We start from the raw sequence: 24,227 nt of genomic DNA, 5'->3' as shown, positions 1-24,227 counted from the left end.
TACTCAGGCGGCCCAGGGAGCCGCCCGAAGCCAACTGGTGTCGTCCGCCCACCCGGTCGCCGCGTCCCCGGTGCGGGGGCCGCCATCGGCGCCGATGTAGACGTTGCCCTGGAACTGCCGCAGGTAGTGGTCCTCGTAGGCGTACGCCTGCCAGGAGATGCCCTGGCCGTTGTGGCCGGTCATGGCGCAGAACGTGGCGTCGTCGGAGAAGAGGGCGGAACCGTCACTCTTGTTCAGCACCACCTGGAAGTTGTAGTGCCGCAGGTAGTAGCCAGGGAAGTTGACGGCCTCGAACGAGTAGCAGGAGTGGTCCGAGAGGCCCGGCACCAGGGTGAAGGTGGCGTCCTGGAGATCGGTGGCGGGGCTGCCGGAGGTGATCGGCGAGGTCTTCGCGACGTAGTTCTGGTGCCGCAGGAAGTCGCCGGTGTCGGCCTGCCACGAGGCGCGGCCCAGCGGCACCGAGACGTCGCTGCGCCACCACGGCTCGCCGATGGTGAAGCTGTCGCGGCGGTTGTCCAGCCTGAGGCCGCCGTCATGGTAGGCGAGGTACCGATCCCGATCGTCGTACGCCTGGAACGCCACGCCCGTGCCGTTCCCGACGGCCGCGCAGAAGGTGGCGGACCGCTTGTCCGTGCCCAGCGTGATCCGGTCGCCCTGGTGGCTCAGGTACTGGCCCGGATTCGCCCGCGACTCCAGGGAGTAGCAGGACGGGTCGGCCAGGCCCGGCCGCGGCAGGAAGCTGGCGCCCAGCTTGTCGGCGTCCGACGACGAGGCCGTGACCACGGTGGTCGTGCCGACGCCGTTGGAGACCGCGACGGACCGATCGGTGGCGCCGGGCGTGGTCACGTGCAGCGACAGACCGGTGTTGACGTTCAGCACCGGGGTGAGCGGCGCGGGGGCGTTCAGCTTCAGCGCCACCACCGAGTTCGCCGGGAAGGTGTAGGCGAAGGAGTTCGACGCCGTGAAGGTGGACGTCGTCGGCGCGATGGTGTTGGGCGCGGCGATGGAGTTGCGGGCGTTCGGGTCGCCGGTCAGCACGGTCGCCGTCCCATTGGGACGGACAGAAGTGGCGCCGTTGAGCCGGATCTGCGTGGTGACGGGGGAGTTGGTCGGGTTGGCGACCGTCACGTACACCGTGCCGGACGCGGTCCGGGTCACCACCGAGTTCACCGCCGCGTCCGCCCCGGCCAGCGACGACGAGACGACGTAGTCGCCGGTGTTGGTGCCGAAGATGTGCTGCACCCAGTACGACGGTGAGCCGAACGACGTGGCGGCGTCGAACGCGATCTCGTTGGTGGGCCACTGGAAGTCGTCGACGGACGACAGCGCGGGCGCGTAGGAGGCGCCCACCACGACGTCGGCGTTGCGGACCATGCCGGTCATGAACGCGGCCTCGCTGACCGCGCCGGCCAGCGTCCCGGTCGGGTTGTCCTTGGTGCCGTTGGTGGTGGCGTACTCGCCGACCAGGTGCTTGGGGCCGTTGCGGGAAGCGCCGTCGTAGGTGTGCGCCGCGTTGGTGAAGTACGACGTGTCACCGCTGTAGTAGTGGTCGTCGATCACGTCGACCGGCCGGCTGTTCACCGCCGCCGAGGCCACCAGCTGCAGCTGCGGGTAGGCGGCCTTGATGGCGTCGTGGAACATGGGGAAGCGGTAGTTGTTGTAGCTGCCGGTGCCGTCGAACCAGTCCTCGTTGCCGATCTCCACGTAGCGCACGTCGTAGGGCGCGGGGTGGCCGTCGGCGGCGCGCTTGGCGCCCCACTTGGTGTACGGACCGCCGATGGCGTACTGGATCTCGTCCAGCGCGTCCTGCACGTACGGCGCCAGCTGGTCCTGGGGAACCACGGTGTGGTTGAGCGTGTAGCCGGCGAAGACCGCCAGCAGCGGCTGCGCCCCGGTCTGCTCGGCCATGTCCAGGTACGCCTTGAGTCCCGCCTGGTCGGTGGACCAATAGCCCCAGGCGTCGTTCTGGTGGCCGGGGCGATTCTCGATCGGGCCGATCGTGGTCTTCCAGTCGAAGTGCGTCGACAGCGTGTTGCCCTCGAGGTAGTTGCCGCCGGGGACGCGGAAGAAGCCGGGCTTGGTGGCGGCCAGCTTGTCCATCAGGTCCTTGCGCAGGCCGCTGTTGTGGTACGTCGGCGGCTGGCAGGTGACGACGTCGAAGTACAGCGCGGAGCCCGCGCCGACCCCGTCGGCGGCGATGACGAAGCGGTTCGCGGTGGACACCGGCGTGTTCGCGGCGGTGGTCATGGTGACGCTGTACTTCGTCCACTTGGAGTTGACCGAGTGGACGGTCGCCTTGGCGTACACCGTGCCGGTGGTGCTCTCCAGGTCGACGGTCAGCCCGCCGCGGAAGGTGCCGTCGGTCTTGGCGAAGAAGGTGGCGGTGTACTTGGTGGACGGCGCCAGGCCGATGCCGTAGAAGCCGCTGTTGGCCACGCCGACGCGCTGGCCGCGGGCGTTGGAGGTGATGCTCAGCTTCAGGGAGTTGCCGTTGGCGGAGTTCAGCGGCTGGGTGGTGTCCAGGGCGATCGTGCCGGCGCCGCCGCCGGCCGTGACGGCCGACCAGGACGAGGTGCCGTTCTCCTTCATGGTGCTGTTGCGCACCATGTTCGCGCCGAGGCCGCCCTCGACGGAGTGGTTGATGTCCTCGACGATGTCGCCGAACTGGGTCTTGTTCACGTTTGTCGTCGTGCGGCTCACGTCGGCGGTCAGCGTCGGGCCGGACCCGTCGGCCGCCGACGCGGACCACGCGCCGGCGGCGGTCAGGCCGGCCCCCAGCAGTGTTAGCGCTAACAGCGTGGCGGTCAGCCGTGGTCTCTGCACAGTGGTACTCCCGAGATGGCGGAGGATCGGTTGTTTACGACGGCCTGTGACCGCCGACACGCGCCTTGTCGGCAGACCGTATGCGCGGCGTGCGGGCTCGACAACGGCGGCGGCACGCTTTGTTGCGGACCCGTTACCGCGGAGGGTCGTGGACGCCGGCCGGTTGGGCGGCGTCCACGACCTGCGGCCGGTGCTACACAGCGCCTTCCGTTCCGGCGGCCAGCTTCGCCACCTCCGACGGCGACAATGTCCGGCCGTAGAGCCGGAAGTCGTCGAGTGCGCCGCGCAGGTACGGGTCGGCGTACTGGGACTTGCCGAGGTAGTTCTGCTTGACGTCGTTGCCGAACGACAACGGCTGCACGGACATGGCGTTGTTGCGGCCGACCTCGACGCCGTCGACGTACAGGATGCCGACGCCGTTGCCGTAGGTGACGGCGACGTGGTGCCAGGAGCCGACCGGCAGTGCCGAGGCGTTGATCTGCTGTTCACCGTCGGCGCCGCCGGCGGTGATCGCGTACCGCAGTGTGTTGGCGCTGCTGTTCGGGGTCAGGAACATGTACGCGGTCGTGCCGGTGCCGAAGTCGAAGATCCGGGACCAGCTCTCGGCGGCGTCCAGCCGGACCCGCGTCGCCACCGAGTAGGCGGTAGCCCCGTTGATGACGCCGGCCGGCAGCTGCACGTAGCCGTCGGTGCCGTTGAGTTGCACGGTGCCGGCGGACCACGACGCGCCGCCGGTCAAGGTGGCGTTCTTGCCGTTGCCGGACGAGTCGGCGGCGACCGTGCCGCTGGTCTCGTTGAACTGGTACCAGGCGGCGAAGGCCGGCGGGGGCGGAGGCGGCGTCCCGGTCAGCCAGTAGACGGTGTAGTGCTGGTGGTGCGTGCGGGAGATCGGCGTGAGGGTCACGGGCTGGCCGTCCGCCTTGGCCGTGAAGGTCATCGGCTTGGCGACCGTCTGCTTGACCGAAGCGGTGTCCAGCCTCGGCATCGCCATCTGCGCGCGGTTGCCGTAGCCGCCGGCGAGCACCACCGGCCCGTACGTCACCGCCTGCACGGACGGATCGTCCGGTGTGGGGTTGATCCTGAGGCTCATCGGCAGCGATATGTCCAGCGTGTCGCCCTGCTTCCACTGCCGGCCAAGGGAGAACCAGCTTCCCGGGTGCACCGGTTGCCGAACATCGGCGCCGTTGAGGCGGATCCGCGGCGTTGCGCTCACCCAGGACGGGATCCGCACGCGTACCGTCAGTTGCCCGGGGGACGACGTCATGGTCAGGCGGGTGCTGGCGTCGTCCGGGAAACCGGTGTCCTGCCGCAGGATCAGGTTCCTCTCCGGCCAGCTGACCTGGGACGGCACGAACAGGTTCACCGACAGGCCGGCGGCGTCCCGGGAGTAGATCGTGTCGGCGAACTTCGCCTGCGTCTCCATGCCGGTGCCGTGGTCGCAGGAGAAGTTGTCGTAGTCGGTGGAGTAGGCGTTCGGGTCGGTGCCCATGAACGACGGCTGCTGCTTGAACGCGCCCGCCGACAGGCCGGTGTAGTAGATGTTGAAGCCGTGCGGGGACGACGGGTCCTGCTCGCCGAGCATCTGGTTGAACAGGGTTCGCTCGTAGTAGTCGAGCAGGTCGGTCCGCTGCCGGTCGTGGAAGTGGATCAGCCGGGTCAGCTTCAGCATGTTGTAGCTGTTGCAGTTCTCGCAGGTGTTGTTGCTGAGCTGCCCGGCGATCACGTCCGGGTCGTGGAAGGCCTCCCCGTTGCTGTTGCCGCCGATGATGTACGTGTGGTGGCGCACCACGATGTCCCAGAAGTTCCAGGCGATGTCGTGGAAGCGCTGCTCCCCGGTGTGCTCCCAGATCCGCAGCGCGCCGATCATCTTGGGGATCTGGGTGTTGGCGTGGTTGCCGGACAGCCGGTCCACGCCGGCGGCCAGCGGGTCGAAGATCCGCCGGTGGTAGAACCGCTTGGCCGCGGTGAGGTACTTCTCGACGCCGGTGAGCAGATAGACGTTGGCCAGCGCCTCGTTGACCCCGCCGAACTCGGTCTCCATCACCTGCTGCATCTGGGCGTCGGACAGCCGGGCGGTGCGCCAGTCCACCCAGTCGGCCAGCTTGGTCACCACGTCCAGGGCCTGGGTGTTGCCGGTGAGCGCGTACTGGTCGATCAGGCCGGCCATGATCTTGTGGATGGTGTAGTACGGCGCCCAGACGCCGCTGCCGGCCTCCAGCCGGTCGAAGAAGTTCTCCGGGAACGCCGACAGGTAGCCGGGGTGGAAGCCGGCCGCGGCCGCCCGCGCCTGGCAGGCCGCGAGCTGGCCGACCAGGTAGCGGCCCTTGGTCAGCACGGCCTGGTCGCCGGTGTTGGCGTAGGTCAGCGCGAGGCCGGACAGCAGATGTCCCATGCTGTGGCCGCGCAGCTCGGTCGTCGGGCTCTCCCAGCCGCCGCACGGTTGGGCGGTGGAGGGTAGGCCGACGTTGAGCCGGAACGTGTGCAGCAGCCGGGCGGAGTCGACGAAGTTCAGGTAGCTGGTGTTGCGGGCCTGGTTGTCGGCGAACGCGCTGGCGTTGAGGCGGACGGCGGTCAGCGGGAACGAGGCTCCCGCGGTGCCGTCGGCGGGGTTGCCGATCGCGGCCTGGGCGTGCGCGACACCGGGCGCGGCGGTCGCGACCAGGGCGCCGGCCGCGGTGACCTTGAGAAAGCCCCGGCGGTCAAAGGAAGATCGCGTCATGCCGTTCCTCCGAGTTGGTCGGTCAGCGCTGACACGGTGCTCATGCCGGAGTCACCGTCAGCAGCACGGAGTCGTGCGCCGGGACGGTCACCGTGAAGCTCGTGGTCTTGGCGCCGAGGTCGGCCGCCTTCCAGATGTCCCGCACCGAAACCCGGCCGCTCAGGCCCAGGTCGGCGACGCGCACGGTGATCGTCGCGGCCGCGTCCGTGCGGTTGAGCGCGACGACCGCGCGCCGGTTGCCGGTGAGGACCTTGCTGTAGACCTGCCGGCCCGGCTGGTCTTCGGCCACCCTGGTTCCCTGCCGTCCCAGCGAATCCTGGTCGATCGCGATGACCTCACGGTTGGTCAGCGCCGCTTTCGTGTCGGCCGTCATCGTGGCCAGGTTGTTGCCGGCCAGCAACGGCGCGCCGGAGACCGCCCACAGGCTCAGGTGCGACCGGTTCTGGGCCGGGGTGAAGCCCGGCATGCCGACGACCAGCATGTCCGGGTCGTTGTAGTGGCCCGCGCTCTGGGCGGTCGGGTGCTGCGCCGCGTCGAAGTTGCCCAGGACGCGGTCCATGGACGGGCTCTGACCCCAGTAGATGATGTCCTGGCTGGTGCGCCACATCGTCGACATGCCCGGCGCCCAGTTCCACGGGTCCTGCTTGCCCCAGTCGCAGATGGACAGTGTCAGCGGCCGTCCCGTTTTCGCGGTGGCGCGGCCGATCGCGTCGCTGATCGCCTGATAGGCGTTGCGGGCGTTGAGCCCCTCGACGTCGCCGCCGCACCAGTCCACCTTGACGAAGTCGAAGCCCCAGCGGGAGAACTGCAGGAAGTCCTGGTCGTAGTGGCCCTCGCTGCCCGAGCCGGGGGCGGCGGGACGTCCGGTGGGGTAGTAGTAGCCGCACCCGTTCTTGCCGGCGTCGGTGTAGATGCCGGCCTTCAGGCCCTTGCCGTGGATGTAGTCGGCGATCGCCTTCATGCCGCCCGGCCAGTCCTTCGCGTCGACCGTGATGTTGCCGGCCGCGTCCCGGGTTCCCTGCCACCAGCCCTCGTCGATGTTGACGTAGCGGTATCCGGCGTCCCGCATGCCGCTCGACACCATCGCGTCGGCCTGAGCCTTGATCACGCCGTAGTTGATCTGAGCCGCGAAGCTGTTCCACGACGCCCATCCCATCGGCGGCGCTTCCGCCGGCGCGCTCGGTCCGGCCGATGCCGGCCCGCCCCATGCCGGCGCCACCAGGCTTACCGCCGCCAGCACCGTCGCCCCCACCACGCGACTCCATCGGCGCGTTCCCTGCCCCATAGCACTCCTTCCGCACGTACGGCTCGCCCGTCCGGCCCATTCACATTGTTAGCGCTAACATTGCGGTGGAAAATCACCGGCCGTGCTCGTTCAATCGCCGACCGTACGAGCGCCCGTGAGGGCGGTCAACGCCCGGCATTCTTCGTTACCGCGCCGTGACCGCCTTCCGCCTTTTCTGAATCGCAAAAGGCAGAAGGGCCCGGCTTGTCGAAAGAGTCGAACACCCAGGCCGTCAAATCCTTTGTGGACTAGACCTTGTCGAGCGCTCACGGCGAGTAGTTGCGACTGGTGGCGCCCGGGCACTACGCTGCTGGTCGCGCCGCCTGTTAGCGATAACATTCGCGGTCGCCGAATCGGAACGTCACGAGAGCGCGGACCGGCCTGCCCGCGTCGGCGGAGCGTGCAGGAGGTGGGGGATGATCCATGCCCGCAGAAGACCGCTGACCGCCGCCGTCGCGCGCATGGCCGGCGGAGCGGCGAAGCCCCCGCCGGTGTGGGAGACCGTGCTGGACGGCACGTTCGCCGGGTACCAGAGCCTCGAAGCGGCGTGGAACTACGGCTATCCCTGGGGATCGGACCACAACGGCGCCGCACGGACGAGCACCGTCGCCGACCGCGAGCACGTGTTCCTGGAGCCGGACGGCGTGCTGGCGCTGAAGGCCACCCGCACCCCGTCGACCGAGCGCACCAGTTTGCACCGGCCGTACAGCGCGATCCACTACCGCTCCGGCGCGATCCACACCAAGCAGCCGATCCTGGTCAGCGACCGGTTTCCCGACTGGGAGATCAGGGGCGAGTTCCGGGCGCCGGCGACGATGGGCGCGTGGCCGGCGTGCTGGCTCAGCGGCATCGCGAGCCGGCCGCCGGAGAGCGACATCCTGGAGTTCCGGGGTGACACCAGGAACCGGTTCACCACGTACCGCGACGCCTCCGGCCGCACCGCCACCACCCTCGTCGACGTGCGGAACCCCGGCGGCTGGCACGGATACCGGGCCCGGATCACCAAGGCCGGTCCGACGGACGTGGACATCCACTACTACCTCGACGGGACCTGGGTCGCCGCGCACCGCGGCGCGAACTTCGTCGACCGGCCGATGTGGCTGATCATCGACCTGCAGATGGAGGGCGCGGCCGGCTCGCCGGGCCCGACGGCCCCGACCTACTTCCGCGCCCGCAACGTCCATGTCGGTCGCAATCGCACCTGACCCGGGAGGGGAACGGCCATGCGGTCCCTGGCTGTAGCGCTCGCACTGCTCATGTCGGTCGGGTTGTGCGCGGCGCCGGTCGCCGCCGAACCCACCGCGCGGCACCAGATCGGGTTCGACAGGTACTCGCTGACGCTGGACGGGCGGCGCCAGGTCATCTGGTCCGGCGAGTTCCACCCGTACCGGCTGCCGAGCCCGGACCTGTGGCTCGACGTGCTGCAGAAGATGAAGGCCACCGGCTACAACGCGGTGTCGATCTACTTCGACTGGGGCTACCACTCACCGGCGCCGGGCGTCTACGACTTCACCGGCGTCCGGGACATGGACCGGGTGCTGGACCTGGCCGCCCGGGTCGGGCTGTACGTGATCGCGCGGCCGGGGCCGTACATCAACGCGGAGGTGACCGGCGGCGGGTTCCCCGGCTGGCTGTCCACGCAGGCCGGGCGGGCCCGCGGCGACGCGCCGGACTACCTGGCCGCCGCCGACGAGTGGCTGACGCGGATCGACCGGATCATCGCCCGCCACCAGTACACCGACGGCCACGGCTCGGTGATCCTCTACCAGATCGAGAACGAGCTGGCCGCCACCGGGACCAGCCAGCAGAACTACGTCGCCCACCTGTACGACAAGGTCCGCGCCGACGGCATCGCCGTGCCGGTCTTCCACAACGACAAGGGGCGCAACGGCATCTGGGTGCCGGCGAGTTCGGGCGTGTCGGGAACCGTGCCGGGCAAGGTCGACCTGTACGCCTTCGACGGCTATCCCGGCGGCGCGTGCCACACCGACGCCACGCCGGGCAGCCCGAACGTCGCGCCGGACTGGGGCCTGTACGGTCCGGGCGGCGCGAAGGGCGGCGCCAGCGCCTCGCCGAACACCCCCGGCTTCGCCGCGGAGTTCGGCGGCGGCTGGTTCGACTACTGGGGCAGCAACGGGACCTACCCGTGCACCGCGGTCCGCGAGGGCCCCGGCTACGAGCGCGTGTTCTACGGCACCAACCTGGCCAACGGGTTGACGATCCAGAACTTCTACATGACGTTCGGCGGCACCTCGTGGGGTTGGCTGCCGGCGCCGGTGGTGTACACCTCCTACGACTACGGCGCGGCCATCGACGAGGCCCGTCAACTGCGCCCGAAGGCGCTGACGATGAAGGAGATGGGGTACTTCCTCGCGACGGTGCCACAGCTGTCCACAATGGATCGCGCCGCCGCGGTGACGCCGTCCTCGTCCGCAGTGAAGGTCTACCACAACACGAACCCGGGCACGGGGACGCAGCTGTACGTGCCAATGCATTCGCCGTCCAATGCCACCACCAACGACACGTTCACCTTCCCGCTGTCCACAACGGACGGCTCCTACACCGTGCCGCAGTCGGGCGTGTTGCGTCTGAACGGCCAGGACGCCAAGCTGCTCGTCGCCGACCTCGACCTGGCCGGCCAGCACCTGGTGTACTCGACGTCGGAGCTCATGGCGGCGGTCGACGGCACGGTGCTGATGCACGGCCGCCCCGGTGAGGACGGCGAGACGGTTCTGCGCTACGCCAAGAAGCCGCGGGTGGACGTGCTCGCCGGGGACGTCACGACCACGTGGTCCGGCAACGACCTCCGGCTGAACTATCGGCACGACGGGCTGGCCCGGGTACGGATCAGCGGCGGTGGCCGGCCGGACGTCACGCTGCTGCTGGCCGACGACGCCACCGCGGACACCTTCTGGCGCGTGGACAGCAATGCGGGTCCGCTGCTCGTGCGCGGGCCGGATCTGGTGCGCACGGCCAAGACGTGGCTGGGCGGAACCACCTTGACCGGTGACACCAAGCGGCCCACGGACCTTGAGGTCTGGGGCGCCCGGGGGCTCCTGCTGTCCTGGAACGGCGGCTTCGTGCCGACCACCCGCACCCGATCGGGCAGCCTCCAGGCCGTCAAGCAGCTGCCCGGACCGGTCGATCCACGGCTGCCGGCGCTGTCCGGCTGGCGCACCGCCCCGGGCTCCCCGGAGGCAGCGCCCGGCTACGACGACTCGAAGTGGACCGTCGCCGACAAGACCACCACGAACAGCACCACGAAGCCGCCGGCCGGGCAGCCCGTCCTCACCGCGGACGACTACGGCTTCTCCACCGGCGACGTCTGGTACCGGGGTCACTACCAGGGCGTCATGCCGGAACAGCTCAGCCTGCAGTACGGCGGCGGAGGCGCCGGCATGCTGCAGGCCTGGCTCGACGGCCAGTATCTCGGCGAGAACGTCCTGCCCAGCGGTCTCGCTTCGCCTCCGACCACCGGCACAGCAACGTTCTCGGTGCCTGCGGGCCTGCGAGCTGACGGTCCGCACGTGTTGTCGGTGATGGTCCGCAACGACGGCCACAACGAGGACGGCGGCGTCAACGACGCGCACAAGGAGGGCCGTGGCCTGATCTCCGTGGCACTGAGCGGAGCGTCGTGGCGGATCCAAGGCGGCAGCCCCGACCCCGTGCGCGGCCCGCTGAACAACGGTGGCCTCGCCGGCGAGCGCGACGGCTGGCACCTCCCCGGATTCCCGGACCGTGAGTGGACTCCGGCTACGCTGCCAGCAGCCACCGCCGACCCGGGGACCACCTGGTACCGCACCACCTTCGACCTCCGCATCCCGGCCGGCCAGGACACCTCCGTCGGATTGACCATCGGTGACCCCGGCAAGCCGCGGTCGGGCGGCCACTACCGCGCGCTGATCTTCGTGAACGGCTGGAACCTCGGCCAGTACATCGCGGACGTCGGGCCGCAGCACACCTTCGCGCTGCCGACCGGCATCCTCGACCCGCATGGCCACAACACCCTCGCCATCGCGGTCACCAGCGACGGCGGCGCCGGCAACGGACTGGAGAACGTCACGCTGTCCGACCTGGGATCCGCCCGCGGCGGCGTCCCCGTGCGCCTGGTGACCTCACCCGGCTACCGCACGAACTAACGGTGGAACACCAGTTCCGCCGCGGTGACGTCGGGCCGGCTGAACACCACGAAGACGTCGTGCACGCCGAGGTTGGGGGGAATGCGGTTGGCGCCGGCACGGTGGATGGCGCCGGTGGTCCCGACGACGATCGTGCCCAGCAGGGCCCCGGTCGGCGAGTCGAGCCGCAACTCGACGGCGGCGTGCTCGCTCGACGAGCAGGTCATGCTCCACGCCGAGACGCCGGTGAGATCGCAGCGCCGGTAGGCGGTCCAGGCGCCGGGCTCGACCGACACGAGCGCGGTGCCGTTGCTGGACGGGCCGGCCACCAGGCTCACGCCCCAGGACTCGTCGAACTCCGTGGCCGGCACGTCGGCGCCGGCCACGGCCCGGTCGGTGACCGGCGTGCCGTGGACGTCGAGCCGGCCGACCGCCGTCGTGGTGGCGGACGAGCCGCCGACGAGGATCTCGTGCTTCGACCGCTCGACCACCTGCTGGCCGACGCGGATGTCCCAAATGGACAGATCGCTGGCCCGGATCCGGAAGGTGATCGTCTCGGTGGCGCCGGCGCGGACGTGGACCCGGCGGTAGTCGCGCAGCTGGAGCCGGGGCTGCCGGACGCGGGACGTCAGCTGCCTGGAGTAGAGCTGCACCACCTCGTCGGAGTCGACGAACCCGTCGTTGTGCACCTCGACGGTGACGGTGGTGGTCTCGTCCTCGGCGATCGCCGCCGGGTTCACCGTCGCCCGGGGATACGTGAACGGGGTGTAGGTCAGCCCGTGCCCGAAGGGGTACAGGGGTTTCCGGTCGTGGTAGAGGTAGGTGAGCCGGGCGCCGATGATGTCGCGCGTGCCGCCCGCCGGAATGTCGTCGGCCGAGCGGTACCAGGTCTGGGGCAGCCGGCCGGCGGGGGCGTGGTCGCCGAGCAGGACCTCGGCGATCGCCGGCAGGGTGTGGGGGCCGTTGTGCGCCGTCCACAGGATCGCCGGGACGTTCTCGTCGGCCCAGTCGATGGTGTACGGGTAGTCGCTGGCCACGACGAGCACGGTGTTGGAGTTCGCCGCTCGGACCGCGCGCAGTGCCTGTTGTTGCTGCGTGGGCAGGTCGAGCTTGACCCTGGGGCCGGCATGGCGCTCGACGAGCGGGCTGTTGCCGGCCACGACGATGGCCACGTCGGCGTCGCGGGCGATCGCGGCCGCCGCCTCGCTGCCGTCCTCGGTGCGCTCGAAGCGGAACAGGGCCGCGTGTTCCCACTCCTCGACGGTCGTCACGGTGTCGCCCTCGACGGCCAGGTAGCGGTCGGAGGCGACATGGTGCATCGCGAAGACGTCGCCGTCCGTCGCGAGCAGCCGGAAGCCGGCCGCCGCCGGGCAGTGCCCGGCCGACGGCTGGTCGGTCCCGACCGTGCCGTCGTCGCCGACGGACACGTAGGTCCCGTCAGGCGACAGCAAGGCGTAGACCTCGGGCCGCCACTGGTGCAGCTCGAACTGGATCCCGTGCCGGCCCTTGCACACGACGTCGCCGGCAGCGGTCACCGTCAACCGGTGCGGGGTGCCGGCCAGCCACACGGCATACCGGTCGGCGCCGCTGTGGTAGCTCACTGTCGCAGCCGACCCGTGCAGGTGCTTCTCGATGATCCGGCGCAGACCCGCGGCCTGGGCGCCGATCACGGCCACCTTCATGCCCTCGCCCGTGACCAGCGGGAGCAGGCCGTCGTTGCGGAGCAGCACAACGGCTTCTCGCGCGGCCTGTGCGGCCAGGTGGTCGGCATCGTCCCGACCGGCGGGCGGCGACGAGTGCAGCTGGCTTCGCAGCAGCAGCATCCGCCGCGCCGAGGCGGTCCGGTCCGTCGGGCCGGCGCTCGCGTCGGCGGCGGCGAGATATCCGTCCGCGCTCGGCCACAACGCCTTGCCGGCGGACAGTTCGTCGCAGAGCACGATCGTGTCGTCGCTCCACCCGCGGACCGCCAGATCGACGAACAGCCCGGCGAGGAACGGGTGTTGGTCGACGAAGCGCTCGGGCAGCGCCAGTGCGGCCGCGGCCCCGGTCTCGAGCACCGCGCGCAGCGGCGGCAGTTCGTACTCGATGTGCACGCGCATGTTGGCGCGTATGTGGGATCGCTCACCCTCGGCGAAGACGTCGATCACGGGCGCGATCCTCGGCGACTCCGTCGAGGGGCCGCGCAGTCCCAGGCCCAGCGCGGTCGCCAGCATCGAGGTCAGCAGCGGATCCTCGGAGTAGCCGTCGCCGTTGCGTTCGGACCAGGGGTCGTACAGCGGAACCACGGCCGGCACCCGCCGCAGCGGGTTCTGCCGCAGCGCCCGCACGCGGACACCGACGGCCGCGCCGATTCGTCGCGCCAGCCCGGGATTCCAGGTGCTGCCCAGGCCGAGCGCGCCGGGCAGGGCCGAGGGGAGGTCCTCGAGGGCGAGCCGGAACGCGGGCAGGCCGAGCTCCGGAATCGGCGGTTGCACGGGAAGCGCCAGCGCCACGTGGTCGTCGCGGGACAGCCGCGTGGCGACCTCGTCGACGACCTCTCGCGGCGGTCGGGCGTCGTGGGGACCCGGGCCGACTTCTGACCTGGGTCCGAGATCGACGTCCGGCATGAAACCCCCGCTCACCAGCGCAGACCGCCCGCGGCGGTGCGGTTTTGCGAGTACTATTCACATCACTGTCCGACGTGTCAAGACATTCGGACTAGTCCGATGGGCTTGATGGGGCCACGTCCGGTGCGGCATGTGCCGGTTCGCCGGACGCCCGGACGGCACGCCAGCTTATTGTGAGGTCGTGAGCACTGGCCCGACTCGTGACCGACGCCTTGCCGAGCTGCGTGAGTTCCTGCGCAGTCGCCGGGAGCGGCTGACCCCCGCCGACGTCGGCCTGCCCGACGGCGGGCGGCGGCGCACGCCCGGATTGCGGCGCGAGGAGGTCGCGGTGCTGGCCGGGGTGGGGGTGTCCTGGTACACGTGGCTCGAGCAGGGCCGCGACATCAAGGTGTCCGACGACGTCCTGGACGCGGTCGCGCGGGCGCTGCTGCTCGACGAGGCGGAGCGTGCCCACCTGTACCGACTGGCCGGCCTCAATCCGCCGCAGCGGCTGTCGGAGCCCGCGGCGCCGGTGTCCGCGCAGCTGCACCGGCTGCTGGAGGCGTGGGCTCCCCGGCCCGGCTACATCCGCGACCGGCACTGGAACTTCGCCGCCGTGAACGAGGCCGCGCGTGTCGTGTTCGGCTACGGTGACACCGACCACAACTGCCTGGTCTCGTTCTTCACCAACGCCCGCTACCGGGTCGTGCACCAGCACTGGGACGAGACCGCCCCGGCGGTCGTGGCCGGCTTCCGCGCCGACGCCGCCCGCTATCCGGACGATCCGGCGTTCGACCGCATCGCCGCCGGCCTGGCCGAGGTCAGTCCCGAGTTCGCCGCCCTGTGGGCCCGGCACGACGCCGGGGAGCACACCAGCGCGGTCAAGGTCGTCGACCATCCCGAGGCCGGGCCGATGACGTTCGACGCGACGCTGCTCCCGCTGCCGGAGCATCCCGGTCATCACCTGATCCTGCACAACCCCCGGCCCGGCACCGACACGGCGGAACGACTGACGCGGCTGATGGGCGTCCATCCTGGTGGTGGCACACCCATGATGAGCTGACACTGCCTGCCCGCCCGCCGGGCCCGCAGGATCGCTGTCATGACGAACAGCACCACGCAGATGCGGGCGATCACGATTCCCGAGTTCGGCGAGGCCGAGGTGTTGCGCTTCGCCGGCGTCGACATCCCCGAACCCGGCCCCGGCCAGGTGGCGATCGACGTGGCCTACGCGGGCGCGAACTTCGCCGAGATCCTCTACCGGCGGGGCGTGGTCGACGTGCCACGGCCCTTCGTGCCCGGCATCGAGGTCTCCGGCCGCGTCCGCGCCGTCGGCCCCGATGTCGAGGGGCTGCGGGTCGGTCAACCGGTCGCGGCGCTGACCATCGTCGACAGCGGCGGGTACGCCGAAGTGGTCGTCACCGCCGCGGCCCTGGTGGTCCCGCTCGACGAGAGCGACCTGGACCTGCGCGTCGCGGCCGCACTGCCGTCCAACAGCACGACCGCGTTCCTGGTGCTCGACCGGGTGGCCAGGATCGAGCCCGGCGAGAGCGTGCTGGTCCACGCCGCCGCCGGTGGCGTGGGCAGCCAACTGGGGCAGGCCGCGCGGCTGCTGGGCGCCGGACGGGTCGTCGGCGCCGTCGGGACGCCCGCCAAGATCGACGCCGCGAAGCGGTTCGGTTACGACGACGTCGTCCTGCGCGATGAGCTCGACGGCGCCGGCGAGTTCGACATCGTCGTGGACATGGTCGGCGGCCCCAGCCGGCGGGCCGGTCTGGACCGGCTGGGGCCGATGGGTCGGCTGATCGTCATGGGCAACGCCTCCGGCGCGGCGGACGTCGGCATCTCCGCCAACGAGCTCTGGTTCACCAACAAGACCGTGTCCGGGTTCAACCTGGCCGCGTTCTCGGCCGGCCACCCCGAACAGGCCGGCACGGCGCTGCGTCGCGCGGTGGCCGCCGCCGGGCGCGGCGACCTCCGGGTGGAGGTGGAAACCCGGCCGTGGGATCAGGTCGTCGACGTCCACCGCCGCATCGAGACCGGGGCCACCACGGGCAAGATCGTGCTTGAGGTCGGAAGGCGCTAGCGGCCGAGACCGGCGAACACCCGCGTAAGGCCGGTCACAGTCATTCGAAACTTCCACAGAAGGTCATTCCTGAGAATATAGTCGACGACGCCCGTACCAGTGAGAGGGAGACCCATGACACTCGTCGTCGACACCACCCTCGGAGCCGTCCGCGGACGCGAGCTGCCGGACGGGAGCCGGGTCTTCGCCGGCATCCCCTTCGCCGCGCCGCCGGTCGGCGAGTTGCGGTTCCGCCCGCCGCAAGCACCCGAGCCGTGGCACGGAGTGCGCGACGCCGACCGCTTCGCGGCGGCCCCCGTGCAGGGGATTCCGACGCTGGTGGGGGAGCAGGACACCGCATTCCCGTCCCTGCCCGGTTTTCCCACCGGCGATCTCGGCGAGACGTCCGAGGACTGCCTGTACCTCAACGTGTGGGTGCCCGCCACGCCGGCCGGCGAACCCCGCCCGGTGATCGTGTGGATCTATGGCGGCGGCTACGAATCCGGCTCGGCCGCGCCGCCGTACACCGACGGCGCCGCACTGGCCCGGCAGACCGGAACCGTTGTCGTGGCGGCCAATTACCGGCTGGGCGCGTTGGGATTCCTGCATCTGCCCGACATCGGCGCGAACAATCTCGGCGTGCGGGACCAGATCGCCGCGCTGCGCTGGGTGCGGGACAACATCGCCGGCTTCGGCGGCGACCCGGGCAACGTCACGGTGGCGGGGCAGTCCGCGGGGGCCTACTCCGTCGGCACGCTGCTGGCCGTCCCGGCGGCCGCCGGGTTGTTCCACAAGGCGATCCTGCAGAGCGGCAGCGCGTCCCGCAGCTTCGACCGGGCCCCCGCCGCCGGCATGGCCGAGGATCTCCTTGCCGCCCTTGGGCTCGACGAGCCCGAGGCCCTGCGATCCGTTCCCGCCGAACGGATCCTGGCGAAGCAGGGCACCGTCATCGATGGCGACATCGGCCGCCGCAACCTTCCCGGCGGCCGCGCCTGGGGCGCCGTTGTCGACGGCGAGGTCTTGCCGGTCGAGCCGCACCGGGCCGTCGTGGCCGGGGCGGCGGCCGCCGTTCCGCTGCTCGTCGGCGTCACCCTGGACGAGGTCCGGCTCTTCCAGATCGTCAACGGCGACCGGTTCCGGCCCGCCGACGAGGCGAGCCTGCTGGCCGAGATCCGCGGCGCCGGCATTGCCGATCCGGCCAAGCTTCTCGACGCCTACCGCGCCCGCGTCGGCTCCGATCCGTCCACTGTGCGCAGTGCCTTCCTGACCGACGCGGTCTACCGGCTGCCGGCGGCGCGGCTGGCCCAGGCCCAGGTCGAGGCCGGCGGCCGCGCGTACCACTACCTGTTCCGCGACGAGCCCTGGGGGCCGGTCATGGGCGCCTTCCACGGCGCCGACCTGCTCCACACCTTCGACGCGCTCGCCCTCATCGGCGCCGACACCCCGGCGCGGCTCGCCGTGCGGGACACGCTCGTGCGGGCATTCGCGGCCTTCGCCGCCACCGGCGACCCCGGTTGGCCGGTCTACGACGGCAACTCCCGGGACATCGCCGTCGGTGGTTCCATGATCGCCGAGCCGCCGGCCGACGACGTCACGGCGGTGTGGCGGGTTTCGGCGCGCTGACTGGAAGTTTCAGCCGTCGGCGGGCGTGGGGAACGGCGTTGTCACAGCTCAGCCGCAGGAGATGAGTTCTGCTCACCTCGGGGTTGATTGTCGCGTCGGGGCGCGGGTTGCTGTACTCCCGGGCGGTCCATCTACCTGAGGAGGTGATGCGTCGATGCGAGTGGATGCGACGCAGCAGCGGGCGCGTGGGGCCCGGCGGATCAAGGGAGCGGTGACCGCGCTGGTCGCGGTGCTGGCCGCCGTGACTGTGGCGACGGTGACCGGCGGACCGGCCTCGGCCGAGCCCTCGGCGTCCGTCAAGGCGACGCAGCGCGGTCCCGACCCGACGCTGGCGATGATCGAGGCGTCGCGTGGCCCGTTCGCCACCGCGCAGCAGAACGTCTCGCCGGGCAACGGGTTCAACGGCGGTGTGGTGTACTACCCGACCGACACGAGCCTGGGCACCTGGGGCGCGCTGGCCATCGTGCCGGGCTACACCGCGAAGTGCGCCAAGGAAGAGGCCTGGATGGGGCCGTGGCTGTCCTCATTCGGCTTCGTGGTGATCTGCATCGAGACCAACAGCCCCAACGACTGGGACACCGCCCGCGGCCAGCAGCTGCTGGCGGCGCTGGACTGGCTGACCACCCGCAGCCCGGTCAAGAACCGGGTCGACCCGAACCGGCTGTCGGTGCTGGGTCACTCGATGGGCGGCGGCGGCATGGTCTACGCCACCGAGCACCGGCCCACGCTCAAGGCCGGGATCGGACTGGCGCCGTTCTCCCCGTCGCAGAACATGTCCAGCGAACGCGTGCCGACGCTGGTGCTCGGCGGCCAGAAGGACCCGACGGTCACCCCGTCCTACCTGAAGGGCCTGTACGCCGGCGTGCCGGCATCGACCAAGAGCCTGTTCGCGGAGATCTCCGGGGCCGACCACCTGTACTACACGCACCCGAACAACGTCCAGATGAAGATCATCATCCCGTGGCTGAAGATCTTCGTCGACCAGGACAGCCGCTACCAGCAGTTCCTCTGCCCGAAGCTGCCCGACCCGACGAAGATCTCGATGTACCAGGCCAAGTGCCCCTACATCTGACCGGTCGGCCGGGGCCGGCGCGCGGCGATCACGCGCCGGCCCTCGGCCAGCAGCCCCGGCAGCGCCGGGGCGTGTTGGTACCACAGCCGTTCGTACTCCCACGACACCCACGCGTCCGGGGCGAGTTGCCCGAGGCAGTCTGCCAGCGGCAGCACGCCTCGGCCCAGTGGCAAGGGAGTCCGGTCCGCCGGGCCGGCGATATCCTTCACCTGAACGTATCCCGGCCACGGCCGCAGCGCTGCCGCCGACTCGGCCGGTGTCTCGCCGGCGAGCCAGGTGTGCATGAGGTCCCAGATGGCGCCGACGCCGGGGGCCCGCAGCAATCTGGCGACGTCCGCACCCCTGGGGTGCGAGTCATGGGTTTCGACCAGCAGGCACACGCCGGCCGCCTGGGCGAGTGGACCTGCCTCGGCCAGGCGCGCGACGGCACGGGCGTCGTCGCCGGGTGAACCGCCGGGGAACAGCCTGACATACGGAGCGCCGATGGCGGCGGCGAGGTCTACCTGGCGTGAGATCTCGCCCAGGACCGGGCCGTCGGGCCCGGGGGCGGCGATCTTCACGTAGCCGGCGAGCGCGAGGACGGCGATGCCGTGATCGGCCAGCGTCGCGTGCACGCTCTCGGGCGGCAGCTCCGCCGCGGGTTCGCCTGGGGCGCACCGTAGTTCGACGCCCTGGTACCCGGTGTCGGCGGCGAGCCGGGCGACATCGGCCAGGGGCATGCCCGGCACGCCGAGGGTGGAGAAGGCCAGCGGCATCGTTACCTCGCCGGGGTGCCGCAGGACTCGCGGACGACAAGCGTGGGCCACAGCTCCACCCGGTGGACGGGCCGCTCGGCGCCGTCGGCGAGCCGGGTGAGGGCCAGCTCGGCGGCGAGCGCGCCGAGCCGGTACTTCTGCGGGCACACGGCGGTCAGCGGCGGGTCGGACGCGGCGGCCACCTCGTCGTCGTAGGTGACGACCGCGAGCTCACCCGGCACGTCGATGCCCAGCTCCTGGGCGCGTTCCAGGAATCCGATCGCCTCCCGGTCGGCGTGCACGATCAGGGCATGCACGTCCCGCTCCCGGCACTGCCGCAGCAGTTCGTCGTACGCCCGGGCCCAGCCGGGCAGGCCGTAGGCCGGCACCTCGCCGGTGAGCACGTCGGGCAGACCGAGCGCCGACACCGCCTCGGCCCAACCCCGCCGCAGGGCGCGGCTGGTCGGGCTGGACCGCGAGGTGACGAGCCCGATGCGCTTGTGGCCCAACGTCACCAGGTGCCGCACCGCCATGCCGGCGCCGAGCCCGTGCGCGGTGTACGCCGCGTCCAGCGCCAGCATGGGCAGCTCCGGCGGCGGAACCCGTTCCACCAGGATCACGGAGACGTTCAGGGAACCCAGCCAGCGCAGCAGGTCCAGCCCGCGGCTGCCCTCGGTGCTCGGGGCCACGAGCAGGCACTGCATGCCGCGGTCGAGCAGCTTGGTCACCTGCCGGCGGTCCTCGGCCGGGTCGTACGAGGAGGCGCGCAGCACCAGCCGGCCGCCCGCGGCCGTCACGGCGGACTGGGCGCCCCGGATCACCGTCGGCCAGTAGTACTCCACGGACGGCACCACCATGCCGACCTCGCCGCCGCACAGCCGACCGAACACCGACCGGGCCGCCGACGTGGTGCCCTCCGCGATGCCGCGGTGGGGGAGGCGGATGCCGCCGTGCACCCGGACGACCAGCCCGCGGTCGGCCAGCACGGTGACGTCCCGGCGGACCGTGACCGGCGTGACGCCGAGCTTGTCCACCAGTTCGGTCAGCCGCACGGTTCCCTGCGCGCGGACGGCGGCCAGGATCAGCTCCTGGCGTTCGGATGCCAGCTTCATTCCGTTGCCTCCCACCACACCGTGAGCGAGCCGGTGCCGGCTGTCGGCCGCAGGGTCAACCGCGTCAGCGACTCGCCCCAGCTGGCCCGCAGCAGCGGATCGGTGATGTCCTGCCGTTCCAGGACAGCGTCGGCCTGGGTGCCCCAGCTCATCCGCACCCGCCGCGAATCGTCCAGCGTGATCACCGCCGCGCCCTCGGCCAGATCGACGGTTCCGGCGAGAATGTGCCGTAGCAGCACCACATCCCGTGCTCCGGTCCACGAATCCACGACTTCGACCCGTGGCCGCGGGCCCCGGACGAGCCGTGCAGTGCGGCGCCAGCTCTCCACGGCTCCCCGCGGATACGCGGCCGCGAGATCGGCCTGCAGCGCGGCGGTTTCCGGTGCCAGCTCGACGTGGACATCGGTCGCGGTGAACGCGGCGCCGGGCTGCTGCGCGGCCCCCGGCTCGGGCACGTTGTGCCACGCGCTCTGCAACGGCCAGGCGGCATAGCGGTCTGGTCCGAAGCTGGCGGCCGTGTAGGTCGGCTGCCCGACGTCGACCAGCACGGGGCGACCGCGCAGGGCCACCCAGTACGAGCCGACGTCGAGGTGGTTGTGCCGTTCGCCGTTGTGCCCGGCCTTCATCGCCAGCGTGAGGCCGGTCACGGATTCCCGCGCCACCAACACCTGCACCCGTGGCAGCCACACGTGCGGCGCCTGCCAACTCTTCGTCCGTTGTGGACTCCGCGGCATGGGGTTGGCCAGGGCGTCGAGCGCTCGGCCGAGCCCGGCCGCCGGGTGCACGGTGTGGCCGTTGGCCAGTGCGTAGGCTTGGACGTCCTTGTCGCCCAGGCGTTCGCCCCACCGGTGCAGCACGTGCCACGGCTGGGCGGCGGGCAGCCGGGCGGATGCGTCCCCCGCGTTGACGTACCAGTCGCCGCCGAGGTGCATGCGGTGCGGGAACCGGATCAGCTCGGCGAACACCGGCCGGTCACGGGAGTCGAGCGCCGGGCCGCCCGCCGCGGCGAGCAGGTCGAGCGCTTCGAGCAGCCGGCCCGCGCCCTGCCACCAGTAGGCCACGCCTTCGTCGATCCCGCCGTCGTCGGGCAGCACCGCGATGAAACTTTCAAGACCGGCAATGACGAGCCGGACCAGGTTCGCCCGGCGCGCGGGGTCGTCGCACAGCAGCAGCGCCGCCACCAACACCGCGCCGTGGATCCAGGGATTCCAGTTGTGCGCGTCGCCGTCGAACCCGATCCAGTGCCAGTCCCGGATTCGTTCGAACGGATCGAACACGCGTTTGTCCACCTCGCGCCGTAAGCGTCGACGCAGCCCCGGCGCCCGCACGTCCAGCAGCGGACCGAGCACGTGGTCGGCCCAGGCCAGCAGCGAGGTCACCTCGGCCGCGCCGAGATCCAGGTACGGATCGTCGACATCGGGCACGACCTCCCTGCGGGCCGCGGTGAAGCTGTCGTGCGGGGCCCAGCACCACGTGCTCGCCTCCGCGAGGGCGACCATGCCGTCGATCGCCGCGTCCAGAAAGGGTTCCACCTCGCCGGTGAGAACCACGCCCAGCACCAACACGCCCACGCGGTCCCGGAGTCGCCGCGCGGCATCCTCGTATTCGGTCCGCACGCCGTCGCGAAACGCTCGCGCCCACGCCGTGGCGCTCAGCACCGGCGGAGGCGTCGCCAGCTCCGTCTCGGCGGCCGCGAGCAGCCGCCCACGCGTGGCCGGGTCGACGCGGTCCCAGACGGCCCGATCGGTCACGTCCGGGACGCCGATCCGGCTGCGGGCATGGGACAGCAGCGTCGCCAGGTCCGGTGCTGTTAGCGCTATCACTATCGTTCCTGTTCGTTTTTGATCGAAAAGGATCGAATCAGTTGACGTTGAGCATCGTACAGCTGAGGGTTGCTCCCCATGGACCCGACGATGGGTGGAAAAACGGTGCTGTCGCGCCGAACGGCCCTGCGCGCCGGGGCCGCGCTGGCGGCCGGCGGGCTCCTGGGCGGCTGTGCGACCTCGGCCGCGGCCGACGGTCGCACCGTCGTTCGGATCTGGTCCTGGCTGACCGGCATGGACAAGTACATCGCCGCCTTCAACGCGGCGCAGCGCCACGTGCACGTCGAGCTGAGCGTGATCACCAGCGGTCTGAAGGGTGGCTACGCCCAGGAGATCAACGCCATCAAGGCGAACAACGCACCCGACATCATGCACGCGGAGTACCAGGCGCTGCCGCAGCTGCTGCTCAGCGGCGGATTCCGGGAGATCACCGACGAGGTCGCCGACCTCGGGCCCGGCTACACGCCGGCCGCCTGGCGGGCGGTTCGGCCGGACGGCCGAACCTGGGCGGTGCCGATGGACGTGGCGCCGATGGTGTTCTACTACCGCAAGGACCTCTTCGACGCCCACGGCATTGCCGTCCCCGTGACGTGGCGGGACTTCCGCGCGGCCGCCACCGCGGTGCGGGCCGCCGACCCGGCCGCGCGGATCACCACCTTCCCGCTCAACGACGGCTCCTTCTTCGCCGGCATGTGCTGGCAGGCCGGCGATCCCTGGTGGCGGATCGACCACGACGCCTGGGCGGTGGACATCAGCGGTCCCGGCACCGTGCGCACCGCCGAGCAGTGGCAGGGGTTCATCGCCGACGACCTGGTCGCCACCAGCCCGACCGGCGACCAGGACTGGATCGCGTCCATCCACAACGGACGGCTCTGGGGGCTGCTCGGCGCCGCCTGGAACGTGGGCACGTTCGCCAAGTCGGTGCCGAACGACACCGGGCGGTGGGCGGTCGCGACGATGCCGACCTGGGACGGCCAGCCGGCCAACGGCATGCAGGGCGGCAGCGCGTTCGCGATCTCGAAGCAGAGCCGGGTCGCCGATGCCGCATTGACGTTCCTGCGCTGGCTCAGCACGGACCCGGCCGTGGTGCGCATCGGCTCCGCCTTCACCGCCCCGTTCCCCGCCTTCAACGCCAGCCGCGCGGTCGCGCGGGACGTCTACAAGAGCAAGTTCTTCCTCGGGCCGCCGGTGTACCAGGTGCTCGACGAGGCGGCCCGCCGGGTGCCGGACTGGACGTGGGGACCGACCGCGTTGGGGTCGTTCTCGGTGGTGGCCGACACCTTCAGCGACGTGCGATCCGGGCACGTCACGATGCCGGACGCCGTGCGGGCCGTGCAGGCCAGGGCGGTGGCGGACATGCGCGGCCGCGGACTGTCCGTTGTGGAAGGAGGAGCGAGGTGAGACGTCGCCGTGCCGCGGGTTTCACGCTGGCGTTGCCGTTCACGGTGTTGCTCGTGCTCACCGTGCTCGTGCCGGTGTTGTACACGGTGTACCTGAGCCTGTTCACCGATCGGTTGTCCGGCTTGGGATTCGACGGACCCCGCCAGGTGTTCATCGGCCTCGGCAACTACCTGTCGGTGCTGGTCGACCGGGCCTTCGGGCAGAGTGTGCTCACCGTCGCGCTGTACGCCCTCGTGCAGGTGCCGGTGATGCTGATCCTGGCCATGGTGTTGGCGCTGTTGCTGGACTCCGCGGTCGTGCGGCTGCGGCAGGTGTGGACGCTGGCGCTGTTCCTGCCGTACGCGGTGCCGGTCGTGATCGGCGGTTTGATCTGGGCGTACCTGTACAGCCCGGGCATCGGGCCGCTGGCCTCGCTGCTGCACTTCGACCCCATGAGCGGGCGGGGAATCCTGCCCGCGGTGGTGAACATCGCCACCTGGCAGTGGGTCGGCTACAACGTCGTGATCTTCTACACGGCGCTGCGGGCCGTGCCGAAGGAGATCCTGGAGGCGGCCCGAGCCGACGGGGCCGGTCCGGTGCGCACTGCGCTGACGATCAAGGTTCCGATGGTGCGGCCGACGGTGTTCGTGGCGCTGGTGTTCACCGTCATCGGCTCACTGCAGCTGTTCACCGAGCCGTTGGTGCTGCGCAGCTTCACCGGGGCCGTGACCAGCACCTGGACCCCCAGCTTGTACGTCTACGAATCGGCCTTCATCACCAACGACTACGGCCGGGCGGCCGCCGCCTCCGTGCTGCTCGCGGTGGTGTCGGCGGTGCTGTCCGCGCTGGTGATGCGCCTGTCCACCCGGAGGTACCGATGAGAAAGGC

Annotated in this window: 15 protein-coding genes; 8 read left to right on the top strand and 7 right to left on the bottom strand. The window is 70.9% G+C overall.

What is annotated here, in order from left to right; all coding sequences use genetic code 11:
- Positions 1 to 3 precede the first annotated feature (3 nt).
- The 3 genes from BJ998_RS49425 to BJ998_RS40040 all read right to left on the bottom strand — a co-directional run bounded on the left by BJ998_RS49425 (position 4) and on the right by BJ998_RS40040 (position 6,794).
- A complete protein-coding gene (locus BJ998_RS49425) occupies positions 4 to 2,823 on the bottom strand; it encodes an alpha-L-arabinofuranosidase family protein (protein WP_184869352.1) in 2,820 nt (939 codons plus the stop codon).
- Positions 2,824 to 3,016: 193 nt separating this feature from the next.
- Positions 3,017 to 5,542: a glycoside hydrolase family 127 protein gene (locus BJ998_RS40045; protein ID WP_184869351.1), complete on the bottom strand. Its 2,526-nt coding sequence runs from the start codon at positions 5,540 to 5,542 to the stop codon at positions 3,017 to 3,019.
- A gap of 40 nt (positions 5,543 to 5,582) precedes the next feature.
- Complete coding sequence (locus tag BJ998_RS40040) at positions 5,583 to 6,794, bottom strand: glycoside hydrolase family 27 protein (RefSeq protein ID WP_312890613.1); 1,212 nt, start codon at positions 6,792 to 6,794, stop codon at positions 5,583 to 5,585.
- Positions 6,795 to 7,243: 449 nt separating this feature from the next.
- Here BJ998_RS40040 and BJ998_RS40035 point away from each other — a divergent pair, with 449 nt between their 5' ends.
- The gene (locus BJ998_RS40035; RefSeq protein ID WP_184869349.1) at positions 7,244 to 8,032 is read left to right on the top strand and encodes a glycoside hydrolase family 16 protein; all 789 of its coding nucleotides are present in this window, start codon (positions 7,244 to 7,246) and stop codon (positions 8,030 to 8,032) included.
- Positions 8,033 to 8,050: 18 nt separating this feature from the next.
- On the top strand, positions 8,051 to 10,966 hold the full coding sequence (locus BJ998_RS40030) for a beta-galactosidase (RefSeq protein ID WP_184869348.1): 2,916 nt from the start codon (positions 8,051 to 8,053) through the stop codon (positions 10,964 to 10,966).
- On the opposite strand, the gene BJ998_RS40025 is transcribed toward BJ998_RS40030, so the two are convergent.
- Positions 10,963 to 13,551 carry a glycoside hydrolase family 3 C-terminal domain-containing protein gene (locus BJ998_RS40025; RefSeq protein ID WP_184869347.1) on the bottom strand — a complete coding sequence of 863 codons (2,589 nt, stop codon included), beginning with the start codon at positions 13,549 to 13,551 and terminating at the stop codon, positions 10,963 to 10,965. The two genes, BJ998_RS40030 and BJ998_RS40025, sit on opposite strands and share 4 nt — an antisense overlap.
- A gap of 181 nt (positions 13,552 to 13,732) precedes the next feature.
- On the opposite strand from BJ998_RS40025, the gene BJ998_RS40020 reads away from it, so the two are divergent.
- From BJ998_RS40020 to BJ998_RS40005, 4 genes are all read left to right on the top strand, one after another.
- Positions 13,733 to 14,593 (top strand): helix-turn-helix transcriptional regulator, encoded by an 861-nt coding sequence (locus BJ998_RS40020; protein WP_312890612.1) that lies wholly within the window; start codon positions 13,733 to 13,735, stop codon positions 14,591 to 14,593.
- 39 nt (positions 14,594 to 14,632) lie between these two features.
- On the top strand, positions 14,633 to 15,616 hold the full coding sequence (locus BJ998_RS40015; protein ID WP_184869345.1) for a quinone oxidoreductase family protein: 984 nt from the start codon (positions 14,633 to 14,635) through the stop codon (positions 15,614 to 15,616).
- Positions 15,617 to 15,730: 114 nt separating this feature from the next.
- Entirely contained in the window at positions 15,731 to 17,218 is a 1,488-nt protein-coding gene (locus tag BJ998_RS40010) for a carboxylesterase/lipase family protein (protein ID WP_184869344.1), read from the top strand.
- A gap of 154 nt (positions 17,219 to 17,372) precedes the next feature.
- Complete coding sequence (locus BJ998_RS40005; protein WP_246489990.1) at positions 17,373 to 18,290, top strand: alpha/beta hydrolase family protein; 918 nt, start codon at positions 17,373 to 17,375, stop codon at positions 18,288 to 18,290.
- On the opposite strand, the gene BJ998_RS40000 is transcribed toward BJ998_RS40005, so the two are convergent.
- From BJ998_RS40000 to BJ998_RS39990, 3 genes are read right to left on the bottom strand one after another with little or no spacing between them, the layout of a single operon-like run.
- On the bottom strand, positions 18,281 to 19,045 hold the full coding sequence (locus BJ998_RS40000; protein WP_184869343.1) for a sugar phosphate isomerase/epimerase family protein: 765 nt from the start codon (positions 19,043 to 19,045) through the stop codon (positions 18,281 to 18,283). The two genes, BJ998_RS40005 and BJ998_RS40000, sit on opposite strands and share 10 nt — an antisense overlap.
- Before the next feature lie 2 nt (positions 19,046 to 19,047).
- Positions 19,048 to 20,136, bottom strand: coding sequence for a substrate-binding domain-containing protein (locus BJ998_RS39995; protein ID WP_184869342.1), 1,089 nt, complete (start codon positions 20,134 to 20,136; stop codon positions 19,048 to 19,050).
- Positions 20,133 to 21,959, bottom strand: a complete 1,827-nt coding sequence (locus BJ998_RS39990) for a heparinase II/III domain-containing protein (protein ID WP_312890611.1) — start codon at positions 21,957 to 21,959, stop codon at positions 20,133 to 20,135. Before BJ998_RS39990 ends, BJ998_RS39995 begins: the two co-directional genes overlap by 4 nt.
- A 90-nt stretch (positions 21,960 to 22,049) precedes the next feature.
- On the opposite strand from BJ998_RS39990, the gene BJ998_RS39985 reads away from it, so the two are divergent.
- Together BJ998_RS39985 and BJ998_RS39980 are read left to right on the top strand one after the other, a co-directional pair.
- Positions 22,050 to 23,360: an ABC transporter substrate-binding protein gene (locus tag BJ998_RS39985; RefSeq protein WP_184869341.1), complete on the top strand. Its 1,311-nt coding sequence runs from the start codon at positions 22,050 to 22,052 to the stop codon at positions 23,358 to 23,360.
- Entirely contained in the window at positions 23,357 to 24,220 is an 864-nt protein-coding gene (locus tag BJ998_RS39980) for a carbohydrate ABC transporter permease (protein ID WP_312890610.1), read from the top strand. The genes BJ998_RS39985 and BJ998_RS39980 overlap by 4 nt, the downstream gene beginning before the upstream one ends.
- Positions 24,221 to 24,227: the final 7 nt, after the last annotated feature.

Source organism: Kutzneria kofuensis, from assembly GCF_014203355.1.
Taxonomy (GTDB): domain Bacteria; phylum Actinomycetota; class Actinomycetes; order Mycobacteriales; family Pseudonocardiaceae; genus Kutzneria; species Kutzneria kofuensis.
The sequence above is the reverse complement of the archived record's forward strand: the minus strand, read 5'-3'. Positions and strand labels throughout refer to the sequence as shown.